Here is a 14700-nt window from a genome sequence, read left to right on the forward strand (position 1 = left end):
GGGAAAGCGTTACAAAATTATGGCAGTAGCGTGGTGAGCGCATCAAGGGTCTGATCAATGTGCGCCTGGGTGTGATCGCAGGAGAGAAAGAAGCGTAACCGTGCGCTTTTTTCGGGTACCGCCGGGTGCAGAATCGGCTGCACGTTGATGTGCTGTTCCAACAGGGCGTTGGAGAGCCGGGCCGCCGACGCGGAGCTGCCAATAATCACCGGTACGACCGCGGCGCCGACGCTTTTGCCGGTATCTAACCCGCGGGCAGTGGCCTGCTCGAGGAAGTAGCGGGAGATGGCGTGCAGGCGTTCTACCCGTTCGGGCTCTTGCTGCATCAATTGCAGCGCGGCCAGCGAAGGGGCGGCGACCTGGGCGGGCATGCCCACGCTGTAGAGAAAGCCGGGAGCCAGGTAGCGCAGCGTTTCCACCAGTGGCTTGCTGCCGGCGATATAACCGCCGCAGCCTGCCATGGCTTTACTCATGGTGCCCATCCAGATATCCACGTCACGCGGGTCGATATCAAAATACTCGCGCAGTCCCAGGCCAGTGTCGCCCATGACACCAAAGGAGTGAGCTTCATCGACCATCAGCCAGGACTGGTAGCGCTGCTTGAGCTCGATAAAACGGGGCAGCTCCGGGATGTCGCCGTCCATGCTGTAGAGCCCTTCGATCACCACCAGCACGCGTTCAAACTGATGCCGATGACGGGCCAGCAGGGCTTCCAGAGCGGCAGGGTCGTTATGGCTAAACGACATGCGCTTGGCACCGGAAAGCTGCGCCCCGACCAGCGAGCTGTTGTGGATATACTCGTCGTGGAGCACTAAATCCTTGGGGCCCAGCAGGTGGCCCAGGGTGGAGACATTGGTGGCGTGACCACTGACAAACACCACGGCGTCTTCAACGTTGTAGGCGGTGGCCAGTGCCTGTTCCAACTCCTGATGAATGGGCCGTTCGCCGGAGACCACGCGACTGGCGGAGACCGAGGTGCCGTAACGCGCCACAGCATCGCAGGCGGCCTGATTGATGCGCGGGTCACCTGAGAAGCCGAGGTAGTTGTAGCTGGCAAAGTTGATGCAGGTCTGCCCATTGATCACGCTGGTCGCCCCGGCGGTGCCTTCGTGCACCTTGAAGAATGGGTCGACCAAGCCTAACTGGTCGGCGGCCTGGCGCATCATGGCAATTTGCTGGTAGCCGGGCTGGGCATCAAAGCGCGTGAAGCGCTCGGGCACTGTTCGCTGTTCAGTTCCTTGCCCGTTGGATGACGGTGCGGCGGCGCTGGCAGCACGCGGCGCGGTACGCCTGCGTGCTTGTTCCAACAGTTGCTGTTTCAGTTCAGAGCGCTTGGCGGTCATGGTGTCTCAGTCGCGGGTGATGAAGAGGCAGACGCAGGCTCAGTGGTGAAGCCTTCCGCCCCGTGTTGTGCGGCCAGCGAGGCTATCGCATCTTGCGGAGCGTCTTCAACATCGTCGTGCTGATGCATTTTCTGAATCAGTACGCCCGCCAGCTTGTCGAGGGTGGATGCTTCACTGAGCACCATGACTGACACCTGAACGCCTAAGCGGTTCTCGATAGCGGTCATTAGCTCAACGCCCATCAGGGAGTCAAAGCCCATATCGTAGACCGAACGGTGAATATCGAGCTTCTCTTCATCAATCAGCAGGATGCTGGCCAGTTCGGCGCGCAGCAGGTCGGTGACGGTGCTGTGCAGTTCCTCCGGCGATAGGTCGGCCAGTAGGGCGCTGATGTCGTCGTCGGCATCCCGGCTGCCATCGTCGTCGCTGGCGCGGGCAATTTCGTTAAAGCGCGGTGCTTCAGCCGTCGGTAAGAAGCGGGCAAGCGCGCTCCACTCCAGTTCCAGCACGCCCAGGCTTGGCCCTGGGGTCAGCAGCATCTGTTCGAGTACTTTCAGCGCGTCCTCCGAGCGCAGCGCGGAGCCGCCCAGGCGCTCTTGCAGTGCATCCCGTGTACGGGTGTTGCGAGCCAGGAAGCCGACATCTTCAATGGCGCCCCAGCGTACGCAGGTGGCCGGTAAGCCCGCAGCGCGGCGGCTGGCGGCAAATGCTTCCAGCCAGTGGTTGGCGGCGACGTAGTTGGCCTGGCCAGGGTTGCCGAACAGCGTAGTGGCCGACGAGTAAAGCACGAAGAAGTCCAGCTCGGCCTCGCGGGTGAGTGCGTCCAGGTGGCGGGCACCGTCGATTTTAGGCGCTAGCACTTTCTGAATGCGTTCGGCGTCCAGGTTGCGGATCAAGCCGTCATCGATCACCGTGGCGGCGTGCACGATGCCCCGCAGCGGTGCCAGTTCACCCTTGGCGCGCTCAAGTACATCGGCCAGCGCCCCACGGTCGGTAATATCGCAGGCGGCGGCAAGTACTGTAACCCCTTGCTGTTCAAACGCCGTTATCGCTGCCTGGGCCTCTTCACTGGCGGGGCCACTGCGGCTGAGCAGAATCAGCTGCCGTGCGCCTTTATCGACCAGCCATTGGGCGGTTCTTAACCCAAAACCACCCAGGCCGCCGGTGACCAGGTAGCTGGCATCCGCGGAGAGCTGCATCGTTGCGGTACCTAGCACGTCGTTTTTCGGCGGCGCGATAGGCTGCTCGTAAGTCACCACGACCTTGCCGATCTGGCGCGCCTGCTGCATGTAGCGGAAGGCGTCGATGACCTGGGTGTGGCTGAACGAGGTAAACGGCAGCGGGCTGAGGGTGCCGTCGTTAAACAGCGCCATCATCTCGCCAAACAGGCGCTGGGTAAGGGCGGGCTGCACCTTCATTAGCTGGTCGGAGTCGATACCGAAGTAGCTGAGGTTGTTGCGGAACGGGCGCAGGCCTATATGGGTGTTTTCGTAGAAGTCGCGTTTACCCAGCTCCAGGAAGCGGCCGAATGGGCGCAGGGCGCGCAGGTTCTGGTTGATCGCTTCCCCAGCGAGTGAGTTAAGCACTACATCGACGCCTTCGCCTTGGGTATCTTCGAGGATCTCTTCGGCGAAGGTGAGCGAGCGTGAGTCGTAAAGCCGCTCGATACCCATCAAACGCAGGAAGTCGCGCTTCTCTTCGGAGCCTACCGTGGCGTAGATTTCCGCCCCCAGCCACTGGGCAATTTGCAGTGCGGCGATGCCTACACCGCCAGCGGCGCCGTGAATCAGCACTTTCTCGCCAGGCTCGACCCGCGCCAGGTGCTTGAGCGCGTAGTAGACCGTGAAGAAGGTGGTCGGAATCGTGGCCGCCGCGGCAAAGCTAATGCCCTCTGGCAGCGGTGCCACCGCGTGCTGGCTGGCGATGACCTTATCGCTGAAGCTGGCGGGCCCGAAGCCCACCACGGCTTGCCCTGGCGTCACATGGGTGACGTTGCTACCCACGCTTTCCACCACGCCCGAAAACTCAAGGCCCAGGGTCGGCCCGGCAAAGCCGTTCTCGATCGCTTCGTCGGAGAGCAGGCCGAGGGTGTACATCACATCGCGGAAGTTGAGCCCGGTGGCTTTAACACGAATGACCACCTCATCGGAATCGGCTTCCGGTAGCGGACGCGGGCGCCAGGTTAATTGGCGCAACTGTCCAGGCATGGAGAAGCCCAGCGTCATCGCTTGGTGCGAGGGTCTGCCTTGATCCTCTGCTGCCGGGCGGGGTGCCGGTAGCGTGCGCAGTCGGGTCGCAAAACGATGGCCCTGATCATCAATCAGCGCTTCGTTTTCGCTATCCGGTTGAGCCAGCAGCTGCGCCCAGGCCTGTAGCGCAGATTCGCTCATCGTCGCCGGTACATCCAGCAGGTAGACGCTATGGCCGACGGCCTCGTTGGCCAGTGAGCGGCCAAAGCCCCACAGGGCGGCATCGCCAGGGGCTTCTATCTCGCTAAGGGCTTCGCTATCGCTAAGGGCTTCGCTATCGCTAAGGCCAGAGGCGGGTGTTGCCTGCCACAGCGCGCTAAGGCCGTTGGTGACCAGCCACAGGGAGGCGGCGAGTGAGTGCTGCTCCAGGGCCAGCGTCCACTGTAGCGCGTGCTCACAGCGTGCGGTTTGCGCCTCGGTGCTGCTGGCGCCGAGGCCACGCAGGTCGATGACATTGAGCGGTAGCTCTCCATGCTCACCCATTTCAGGTTGGGCGAGCGCTGGCTGGGTTAAAGCGTGTTCAAGCAGCTCGGCGGGTGTGCCTTGGCTGAGGCTGAGCAGGGCCGGGGCGTCTAGTGATCGCAGCGCTTCGACCAGGCTGGCGGCGAGCGCTTCGCTGTGGTCATCCGCGACCACCAAATGGCGCCGCTGAGTGGTGTTTGATGCGCTGGTGGCGGTATCAAACGGGTAGTGAGCGTGGAGCAGGTAGGCACCGCTTTCGCTCTCTTCCAGCGCCATCGGTTCGGAGACCATAAAGCCCTGGTCGTTTAGCCAGCCGATAAGGGCCTCTTGCTCCAGCGCGGTTTGATCGATGCCGGGCGTGGCCAGCAGATCATCCAGCCAGCGGCTGGGGGCGATGCCGATCAGCATCACCTGGGCACCGGGAGCTAGCTGTTCAGGTAAGGCTTCAATCAACTGACGCGTTGCGGCCGGGTGGGTGATATCCACGCTGACGAATGCCAATTGGGCTTTTTCAACGTCGCTGGGGGCGGCTAACGCAGCAAACTCGTTTTGGTCTAAATGCTGCATATCCATCAGCGGGAAGCGCTCTTGCAACTGTTCCGCCTGATGGCGCGTGCTATCGAGGGTGGTGATCACGCGGTAGTGGGTAAGGTCGTGGTAAAGCGCCTGGGCGCTGCGTTCCAGCAGGCGTTCGCCTAACGCTGGCGCGCTGGGGCCTGCTTCCAGCAGTTGCAAGCGCTGTCCACTTGGGAGTTCGGCGATCAGGGTATCGATTAGCTCGGCTAACTTGCCTGCCAGTGCCTGCCAGCCGCTTTCACCTACCAGCACACGGTTTAAGCGCGCCAAGTGGTCGTGGCTAATACCCAGGGTTTCCAGGTCACTCGTGCCGCTTCGCAGCGCCTGTTGGTGAAGCCCTAATCGGCCTACCAAGTGAATGGGCGCAAAGTAGTCGGGGTAGTCCTGCACCAGCAGTTGCCAGATAACGTCTGGCGAGTGTTGGGTTGCTTCGCTATCGACAGCGAGGCTCTGCTGGGCGAAGGCTGCGCTGAGGGTGTCGAGCAGCGGGGCGACTTCGTTGCCGTAACGCTGGCCGGTGCTTTCGCCGTAAGCGCTGGCGATATCGGCCAGGCGGGCGAGCGCATCGGCGGGCAGCGCCAGCGGCTCTGCCTGCAGTGGCGCTGGCGTGAGTTCCACGTCCAAATAGCTGAAGTGCTGGTGATGGGCGCGGTTGAGACGAATCGCTTTGAAGCGGGTTTTGCTCAACACAGCGACCGCATTTCCGGCGGCATCATACAGCTCGAAATCAGCGGTGAAGGAGTGCGGCGCGCGCTTGCCCATCACGGCGCGGGCGAGAACCGGCACGCCTGCCTGGGTATTGACTTGAATGCGCTCCACGCGCACCGGCACAAAGGCAAGCTGGGAAGCAAACTCGCTGTGCTGGGCCAGCAGCGGGATAAACATCTGGAAAGCGCTATCCAGAATGCCGGGGTGCACGTGCAACGTGCTGAGCTGCGCCTGGACTTCATCCGAAAGGGCGATTTCCCCAATCACCGCATCGCCTTCAATCCAGCCCTGGGAAATCGCCTGGAAGGCGGGGCCGTAGTGCAGCCCAATACGCTCGGCCATCTCCAGATGGTCTGCCAGCGTGTAATCCGGTGCACGGGCGGGCAGTGCAGGGGCTTTGCGATTGAGTAAAAAGCCACGGCTTTCACGCATGGTGCGCGCCACGGCATTCAACTGCCACTCAACCCCGGTGGCTGGCTCGCGGGAGTGGATCTCCAGGCGGCCATCTTCCGGCAAGTAGGCCAACCGCATGGTGCGACCATGGGGGCCATCCAGCAGCAGCGGGGCGCGGATTTCCAGCTCTTCGATATCCAGTAGTGGGGAGTCTTTTAGCTGCAGCGCCGCCGCTAGCGTTAGCTCTACAAACCCCGCACCGGGGAACACCGCGCCTTCACCCACCACGTGGTCAGCCAGCCAGGGCTGACGCTGGGTGTCGAGTTGGCTCTCCCAGGTGTGTTCGTGCTGGGCTAACGGGTAGCCCAGCAGCGGGTGCTGGTAGTAGCGAGAAAGCAGGCCTTGGCTGTCACTGGTGCCGTGTACCCAGTGGTGACTACGCTGCCAGGCATAGCGGGGTAACGGTACGCGCTGCCCTTCCACAGGGAAGTAGCGGCTGCCCACAGCAAGACCGCTTAACAGCACTTGACTTAAGCAGCGCTGCAAACCCTCAAGGCCCGGCTTATGGCGCTCGATGGTGCCAAACACCAGCCCCGGGCGCTCCAACTGGCGGAGTGACTCATTAAGGTATCGGCGCAGTATGGGGTGGGCACCCATTTCTACAAATACGTTATGGCCTTGCTCGATCAGCGCGCTGGCGGCGGCTTCAAACAGCACCGGCTCACGAATATTTTTCCACCAGTAGGTGGCATCCAACTCAAGACCGTCACTTAGCGCGCCGGTCACGGTGGAGTAGTAGGGGATCTGCGTGGGCCGTGGGGTAATGTCCGCCAACGCGTCAATAACCCCGGCTTCAATGCTGTCCATCGCCGGGCTGTGGAAGGCGTAGTCCAGGGGGAGACGCTTGGCAAAGATATCCTGCTCGCTCAGGGCTGCTTCCAGGGCGCCGAGCTGCTGGCTGTCGCCTGCTAGCGTAATACCTTTCGGGCTGTTAATGCCGGCCAGGCAAACCTGATTGAACTCGGGCTTATCGAGCCACGCGGCGATGTCGTCGGCGCTCATGGCCACGGCGGTCATTTCGCCTTGGCCACGGGTTTTGCCCTGGTAGTCGCTGCGGTAGTAAATCACTTTCACCGCATCTTCCAGGCTTAATGCGCCACTGGCCCAGGCGGCGGCTACTTCACCGACGCTGTGGCCAAATACCGCCGTGGGTGTGATGCCTTGTTCGTAAAGCCACTCGGTTAATGCCACTTGCAGGGCAAACAGCGCCGGCTGGGCGATCTCGGTTAAGCCGAAGCGGTTCTCCTCACTTTGACCATTACGACCTTCGAGCTCGGCACGCAGTGAGAAATCACCGTACTGCTGAAAGAGGGCGTCGACGCGGTCAATGGCCTCAGCGAAAATCGGCGATTGGGCGAGCAGGTCGTGCCCCATGGTTTCCCACTGACAGCCGTTGCCATCGTAAACGAACACCGGGCCTACTGCCTTGGGGAGGCGCTCCAGCGTAATAACGCTGTTGGCTTCACCGGCGGCAAACTCGCTGAGTTGCACAGCGGCCTCTTCTGCCGTTTGGGCGTACAGCAGCGCGCCGTGGCTATGCTGGTCGCGGTGGTTGAACAGCGTATAGGCGATATCGTAAAAGCTGGCGCCGTCGTTTTCGCGTAAGTCGTTTTCACGCAGAAAGTTAGCCAGGGCTTCAGCGCTTTGGCTAAGCGCGGCTTCACTGCGGGCGCTAAGGCGAAGGGGTAGCGGTTGATCCGGCGTTTGTGGTTCGGGTTTTGCCCGCTCGGGCGGGCTTTCCAGAATAACGTGGGCGTTGGCACCGCCAAAACCGAAGGAGTTCACGCCAATCACCAGGCGGCCCTGCTTCTTCAGCGGCTGTGCCTTGGTGACCACCGAGATATTCCACTCATCAAACTTGATGCGCGGATTGAGTTTACGTATGCCGATGGTGGCGGGGACTTCGCGATGCTGAATGCTGTAGAGCGCCTTGGCCAAACCCGCCACGCCGGAGGCGGTTTCCAGGTGGCCCAGGTTGCTCTTTACCGAGCCAATCAGCAGCGGCGTTTTACGCTGCTGGCCGAGTGCTTCACCAATCGCGCGGGTTTCAATGGGGTCGCCAACGGCGGTGCCGGTGCCGTGGGCTTCCAGGTAGTCGATTTCATCCGGCGAGATGCCCGCCTGCTGGTAGGCGCGCTTCATCAGGTCAATTTGGGCGCTGGGGTTAGGCACGGTCAGGCCGGATTTATAGCCATCGGTGTTGACCGCGGAGCCTGCCACGACGGCAATAATGTTGTCGCCGTCGGCGACGGCCTGGTCATAATCCTTGAGTAGGAAAATGCCGGCCCCTTCCGAGCGCACATAGCCGTTGCCCGCTTCATCAAACACCTGACAGCGGCCAGTGGGTGAAAGCATGCTGGCTTTGGAGAAGATGATAAAGCCATAGGGGTGCAGGTGCAGGCTGATGCCGCCCGCCAGCGCCATTGTGGTTTCGCCACTGCGAATCGATTGGCAGGCCTGATGAAAGGCGACCATAGAGGACGAGCAGGCGGTATCCAGGGACATACTGGGGCCATGCAGGTCGAACACGTAGGACAATCGGTTAGAGGCGATGCTGGAGGTGTTGCCGGTGGCGGTGGAGGCATCGATTGCCGCCATGTCGTCTGCAATGCGATACGAGTAGTCGAGACTGGCAACGCCTAAAAATACTCCACACTGGCTGCCGCGCAGCGAGCTGGGAGGAATGCTGGCGTTTTCCATGGCTTCCCAGGCGAGCTCCAAGAGCATGCGCTGCTGGGGATCCATATTGGCCGCTTCGCGGGGCGAAATACCAAAAAACTCAGCGTCAAAACCACTGATATCGCCCAGGCTACCGGCGGCAAAGGTCACGCTGGTGCCGGGGTGGCGCTTATCCGGGTGTAAAAAGGCGTCGTGGCTCCAGCGATCGGCGGCCACTTCGGTAACTAAATCTTTTTCGGCTTGCAGGTCCTGCCAGAACGTTTCAGGGGTGGTGCCGGGGAAACGATGGGCGGCGCCGATAATGGCAACGCGTTTAGTCATTCTTGCTCCTGAGGTTCTGGTTCTACCTTGATCACATCGCTACTTATATCGTGTCCAAACACCTGTTTGAATAACTGGACACCAAGTTCGTTTGCGGCTAATTCGAGTGGCTCATTAGTCGTTTCCCAATGCGCCGTTGCTAACCGCTCGCCTGCTGCTTTCCAATCCGCCGATGACCATATCATGTAGGGGGTGCGGCTATCTGGGGGCGTAAAGTGCGTATACGCCTGTGGCAGAATCGGCACATGATCCCCATACCAGCCTAGCAGCCCTGGTCGTTTTGCAGTATTTAGCGAATTTTTAACGCTGGCTAGCATCTTGTCGGATTCACTTAAATGCTGCAAATAGACCGCCAAATCACGCAGGTGGTCGGGTAACGGCCAAGGAGCTCCGGGCAGCGTATTGGCTAACGTTGCTTGGTTTGGTGCTTCTAAATGTAGCGGGCCGTGATTTTCCATGGTGATAACAAACACAAATAGCGGTCTATTATCGTCATCTTCAAGCAGCCGTCCAATTTTTCGTGCAACCGCCTGGTCACTAACGTATTGACCGTTTTTATCGCTGCTCTGGAAGGCATTGATATCTATGAAGTGGTCAAAGCCTAATTGGGGTATCACCTTATGACGAAAATAGAAGCTCGCCAGGTACGGGTGCACGCACACCGTGCGGTAGCCTGCCGCTTTTAGCGCGCTCGCTAAACTGGGCATTGGATGGCGCGCAAGCGTGCGGTAAGGGTTGAACTGGCGAACACCCCAGTGGCCGGGTGCAATACCGGTTAATACCGCGCATTCGGTACGCACTGTGTTGGCACCCCAGGCGGGCACGTTTAATGCGCCATGCAGGGTGGCGTTTGCGCGGGTGGCATCAAAATGGGGGAGCAGGTCGCTGTTGACTTCTGCACACCAGGGGCGCGGGTCGAAAAACGATTCGCTCTGTACCAGCACTACGTTGGGCAGTGGCTGCTCGCTCTGATGCGCGCTCGCCACCGCCGTTAAAGCGTGAAAGGGGGATTGCTCCGGCGCAGGCACGGGGGAGCGCATCAGTGCGACACCGTAAGCCCACAGGCTGGCGAATAGCCCCAAGCGGTGTAGGTCATCTGCGGGGCGTAAGGTAATGGAGGGTAGCCTACCCACGCTCAATACCAGTAGAAAAGCACCTGCTGCTATTAACCCCAGCGCATTGGATAAAAAACGGCTGGCACCCTGGCTGGTTACCAGTGAGCCTTCCCAGTAAAAGAAGCCGCCAATCGCTACCGCAGCGGCGCTGCTGGCGGCAATCGCCAAGCCAACCCCGAAGAAAGGTACGTAGAGGCGCGGGTGGAGAATGGCGTCCCAGAAGTATTCAAAGTCGTGGCAGATAAACGGCTCGTTGAGCGTATGCGATTTAGCATTGCTCGACTGCACGACGACCAGTTGCAGCGAGAGAAACACCATCACCGCAAACCACGGGCGCTGGAGTAGCAGCACCAGCACTCCGAAAAGCAGTAGCCATGTGCCAAGGTGGACACTATTGGCGGCTGCTCCGCGCTGCCAAAAAGGGCGCGGCCGCGGGCTGAGCAGGGCTTCAAACGCGCCGCTTATCAACAGCCCCAATAGCAGCGGCCCTATCAGCGCGCTAATCATGGGGCGTGTCTCCCGGGTGATTAAAGCCCAGGCGTTTGATCAACCACTGAGAAATGCCTGCGGGCAGTACCGCCAGCCACCAGGTGCCAAAATTGAGCGGGAAGGGGAAGCTGATGCGTGCACGGTTGGCAGTGATACCGCGCTTAATGACCTTGGCGGCGCGTTCGGGTGGCCACTCCCAGGGCTTGGGGCCGGGCATGGCTTCGCACATTGGGGAGGTGACATAGCCGGGCATGACTACCGTTACACCAATGCCCTGAGGCGCGAGCAGACCACGTAACCCTTCGCCATAGGCTTTGATACCTGCTTTGCTGGCGCTATAGCTGGGAGTGGTGGGTAAGCCGTGCCATGCGGCAAGCGAGCTGATCAGCACCAGTTGGCCGCTGCCGCGGGTCTGCATGGCAGGTACCAGGTGTTGCACCATGGCGATGGGGGTTTTCAGGTTGATATCCAGCAGCGCCTGCACGTCTGCCCAGGGCTCTAAGGTATCAGGCCCTTGGGGGTGGGTATTCTTGCCCGCGTTGGCAATCACGATATCCGGCACTTGTTGGGCGCAGAGTTCGGCCAGCCAGCCCTTCAGCGCGTGGTCATCGGTCAGATCGATGGTGGATAGGGTGACCTGGGCGCCTTGTTGGCGGCAAGTGGTGGCAAGCGTCTCTAGCTTCTCCTGCTGGCGTCCGTGCAGCACCAAATGGGTGCTGGGATCGGCATAGGCGCTTGCCAGGGCACCCCCAATCGCGCCAGTGGCACCGGTGATCAGGACGCAGCGGTTATTAGGCGGCTGTTTCGTCGTCGCTTTCCCAGTAACGGTCACAGTTTCTGTCACAGAATCAGTCACAGCAACTTCTCCAGCGGCGACGGGCAGGCTTCGAGTATGCGGGCGGCGTTATCCACGGCTAAATCGATGCCGGGCTGGCAGTAGTAGCCTCCATTAACCTGAACGGCATGCATGACGGTCTTTTGAAAATAGCCAAAGAGCTCGCCGTTGGGCGGCTGCGGCTGCTGCCAAAAATCTGCCAGGTCGCCTTGATAGGTCAGTCCATCTAAATTGTAGATCGGATCGCTAAGCGCATAGGTGGGGCAGTTTTTCTCCAGCGACACGATGCCCACGGTGCTGTTAACGGTCACATTTCCTCTGGCGTGTTTGAGCAGGGCGTTGAGATCCCCCGACTCCAGATAGACGATGCGCCCTTGCAAGCCATGGCGTTCGGCAAGCTTCTTGATGATCTTGGGGTAATTGACCAAGCCCATATCCAAAGGATGGTTCTTGATGCAGAGCTGTGTCTCGCTGGGTGCGTGTTTGGCGAACGATGCCATTACGTCGTCCATCACTTCCTGCATATTGGCGTAGGGGGAGTGATCGCGAATTTGCGCATCGCTATTTAACTGCAGCGGCAGCATAAAGTAGGGACGACCGCTTTCGATCAGCGCTTTGATGCGCGCCGCATCGCGTTTTTTCCAAACGGCTTTTAGCTGGGTAAATCTCTTGAGATAGCCTGCGTACTCAATGGGGGCGGTGATTGGCGCGTGATTGCGGTAGTGCGGCGCGACCAGCGGATTGGCCAGCCCGGCCAAGTGGTAGCTAACATCGTGTATGGCACGAATTTTAAAAGATGAACGGAAGCGCACCGGTGCGGGCGACTCGGGCAGCGCTTTGCCAGTCTCATAAAACCAATTGGGGTCACGGGGCAGCAGCGAGTGGCCGTTAACCCCTTCGCGTTCCAGCGTTATCCAGAACGGGCGAAAGTAGCCCTCTTCAAATACGTGGGTGCGTACGCCTGCGGCGGCGGCATTATTGACCGCGGGGCGATGAACAGGGCGACGATCACCGAACACTACCTGGTCGGTGATGGCGTACTGCTCCCAGAGTGATTTGATATAACCGGGTAATTCAGCGGTAGGGCCCCGAAACAGGTGGCTTTCACCGTGGGTGCGCTGCCAATAGGCAATATCGCCCCCATTAAAGTTGACCTTAACGACTCGGTGCCCATCGTTAACCAAACGCTTGGCCAAGCGTTGGTAAAAGGGTGAACAAACGCCCTGCAAAAATAAGAATGCACGCTTCTGATGCTTCAACTCAATGCCTTCCGATCAACAAGTTACGATAACAGCGGTAGAGATGCTGTTTCCATGTAAGGATGTTTTTTTGGTTTCTTGCCTGTTCCAACAGGCTGACGACGGTTTCAGCATTGCATAGCTGGCGGGTCGTTGGATCCACATAGCCGGGGTAGAGAATCAGTGTCCCGGCAACCAGCGCATCCAGCGAGAGTGAGCGCGTACGACGTGGGCAGCTAAGCGCATCCTGCGTTAGGCCCCAGCCAGCATAAAACGGTAGCCCGTAGGTGCTGACTTCTCGCTGGCGCAAAAGTGCTTCAAATCCGGTCAAGGAGCTCATCGTATGCACTGCATCGACGCGCTCTAACAGGGTGGCGATGTCGATGTCGCTGGCATCTAGATCATACAGGCGTTTGGCTTTGGTATCGAGTGCCCCGACACGCGCACCGCTCAATACGTCTGGATGCGCTTTGTAAATGATGTAGGCATCCGGATGGGCGCTACGTACGGCGTTCAACAGCCCGCTATTGGTATTGATGTGCGGCGAGCCGGTGGCAATTGAGGCATCGCTCTCGACCTGGCCGGGCACTAATATGGTGTAACGATCCTGGGGCAGCTCGACCTCTGACTGGCCACGCACGTTGTATTTGGATAGCTTGAGCGCCACCAACCTTTCACGTAAATACCGGGCGCGTAGCAGCAGGTCGTCGCTAAAGTGGCTGCTATTGAGTAGCTCTTCCAAGTCGCTGGGCTGGCTGGGGTCGTAATAGATGCCTTGGGAATCAATCACCAGTGACAATGGCTGGGTGAGATCGACCCCCAGACCCACCGAGCGAATAAAGCCATCTTCCATGCGCCATAGGTTGGCCATGTGCTGAGCGTGCTGGCGTTTAAAGTCAGCATCAATACGGCTCGACCACACCAACTGCCGTTCGTCGGGCTGTTTATTGGCTGCCAGTTCGGCTTGAAAATTCACCTGAGCAGCGGGACCTAAAAAATCGCCAATGAAGCGCCGTTTCCATGAGGAGAAACCACACGCCCGCCAGTTGCCCCGGTAGCGCTCCTGCTGGCGCTTTTGGTCGGCGATTAAGGCAAGCGTCTCTTCCAGCGTGGCGGACTGCCGAGTGTAAGGGTTGGCGTAGCGGCAGTAGCGCAAATAGGCGGCAGCAAACACCTCAACTAATGTGCGTTTAACGCGCCGGCGGTGGCAGGGCAGTTGGTCATGGGTAAGCCCCCAGCCCGCGTAAAACGGAATGCCGAAGCAGTGTACCTGCTTATCGGCCAGCAGGGCCTCAAAGCCAAGCTGGCTGGTGACCACATAGACATGGTCGACCTGATCAAATAGTGCCCAGGGGTTAAGGTCTTCGCCGATTACCTGGCAGCGCGGATGAGCAGCAGCGTTAAGCAGGTGGCCCTGTTTCTTCCCGGCGATGACATCCGGATGGATCTTGACCAGAATATCGCTGTCCGGGTGCTCTGCTAACGCGGTCTCGAGCATTTGGTCGAAGCTACTAGCGCTGGCGCCGCCGTAATGAATAGAGGCATCCCCGGCGGTTTGGTCAACCACCAGCACGCGCCCTCGGCTGTTACTGTCAATAGGTCGGTCGGGGGCGTGGTTATATTTGGAGAGCCGGTGGTGGGCAATCAGCGCCATACAGCGCTCCGCCTGGGCTAACTCCTCAGCGTCGAACGTGGCCGTATTAAGCCAGTTTTCTAAATCAGAAGGGCGTGATGCGTCGTAATAAATACCGCATTCATCAACCACCAGGCTGTGCGGCTGAAATCCGTTTACGCCTAATCCTAACGAGCGTATGAAGCCATCTTCCAATGCGATGTACGCTAGCTGACGACGCTGGGCATACTGTCTGGCACGGACGCTGGTGGGCTTTAATCCCCAGCCAATCACGGCGTCGGGTTGGGGCTTAAGTGCACTTATTCTGGTGAATTGGTCAAATTCGGACAGCAGCGCAGGCAGGGCAACCAGCTTGCGAATACCTGAAGATGTGTAACCTGCTGTTCGTTTCGCCATAGATAAGGTCGCGGTGAGGAAACAGGATAAGGTGTAGGCGGGCGAACATACGTGATTTGTAGGGGGTTATCAATTCAGGTTTTGTAAGTGCTCACTCTTTTTTCTACCCGCAGCAACCATTTGCATGATAAAAAAAAATTGTCTTAAGTTTGGTTTATTCAACGCGCATAATTGCTACTTTTTTGGTAAGTTTGTTTGCTCTC

Annotated in this window: 6 protein-coding genes; all 6 read right to left on the reverse strand. The window is 59.3% G+C overall.

Going from position 1 to position 14700, the window contains the following annotated elements; genetic code table 11:
* Nucleotides 1-17 precede the first annotated feature (17 nt).
* The 6 genes from OM794_RS07320 to OM794_RS07345 are packed head-to-tail and all read right to left on the reverse strand — an operon-like array spanning nt 18 to nt 14497.
* A complete protein-coding gene (locus OM794_RS07320; RefSeq protein ID WP_226251456.1) occupies nt 18-1343 on the reverse strand; it encodes an aminotransferase class I/II-fold pyridoxal phosphate-dependent enzyme in 1326 nt (441 codons plus the stop codon).
* Nucleotides 1340-8791: a type I polyketide synthase gene (locus OM794_RS07325; protein ID WP_226251455.1), complete on the reverse strand. Its 7452-nt coding sequence runs from the start codon at nt 8789-8791 to the stop codon at nt 1340-1342. Before OM794_RS07325 ends, OM794_RS07320 begins: the two co-directional genes overlap by 4 nt.
* Entirely contained in the window at nt 8788-10413 is a 1626-nt protein-coding gene (locus OM794_RS07330; RefSeq protein WP_226251454.1) for an LTA synthase family protein, read from the reverse strand. The genes OM794_RS07325 and OM794_RS07330 overlap by 4 nt, the downstream gene beginning before the upstream one ends.
* Nucleotides 10406-11227 (reverse strand): SDR family NAD(P)-dependent oxidoreductase, encoded by an 822-nt coding sequence (locus tag OM794_RS07335; protein ID WP_226251459.1) that lies wholly within the window; start codon nt 11225-11227, stop codon nt 10406-10408. The genes OM794_RS07330 and OM794_RS07335 overlap by 8 nt, the downstream gene beginning before the upstream one ends.
* A 20-nt stretch (nt 11228-11247) precedes the next feature.
* Nucleotides 11248-12489, reverse strand: coding sequence for a capsule biosynthesis protein (locus tag OM794_RS07340; RefSeq protein WP_226251453.1), 1242 nt, complete (start codon nt 12487-12489; stop codon nt 11248-11250).
* Between the two features lies 1 nt (nt 12490).
* Nucleotides 12491-14497 carry a capsular polysaccharide biosynthesis protein gene (locus tag OM794_RS07345; RefSeq protein ID WP_226251452.1) on the reverse strand — a complete coding sequence of 669 codons (2007 nt, stop codon included), beginning with the start codon at nt 14495-14497 and terminating at the stop codon, nt 12491-12493.
* Between the last annotated feature and the right edge of the window lie 203 nt (nt 14498-14700).

This window comes from Halomonas sp. BDJS001, assembly GCF_026104355.1.
Taxonomy (GTDB): Bacteria; Pseudomonadota; Gammaproteobacteria; order Pseudomonadales; family Halomonadaceae; genus Vreelandella.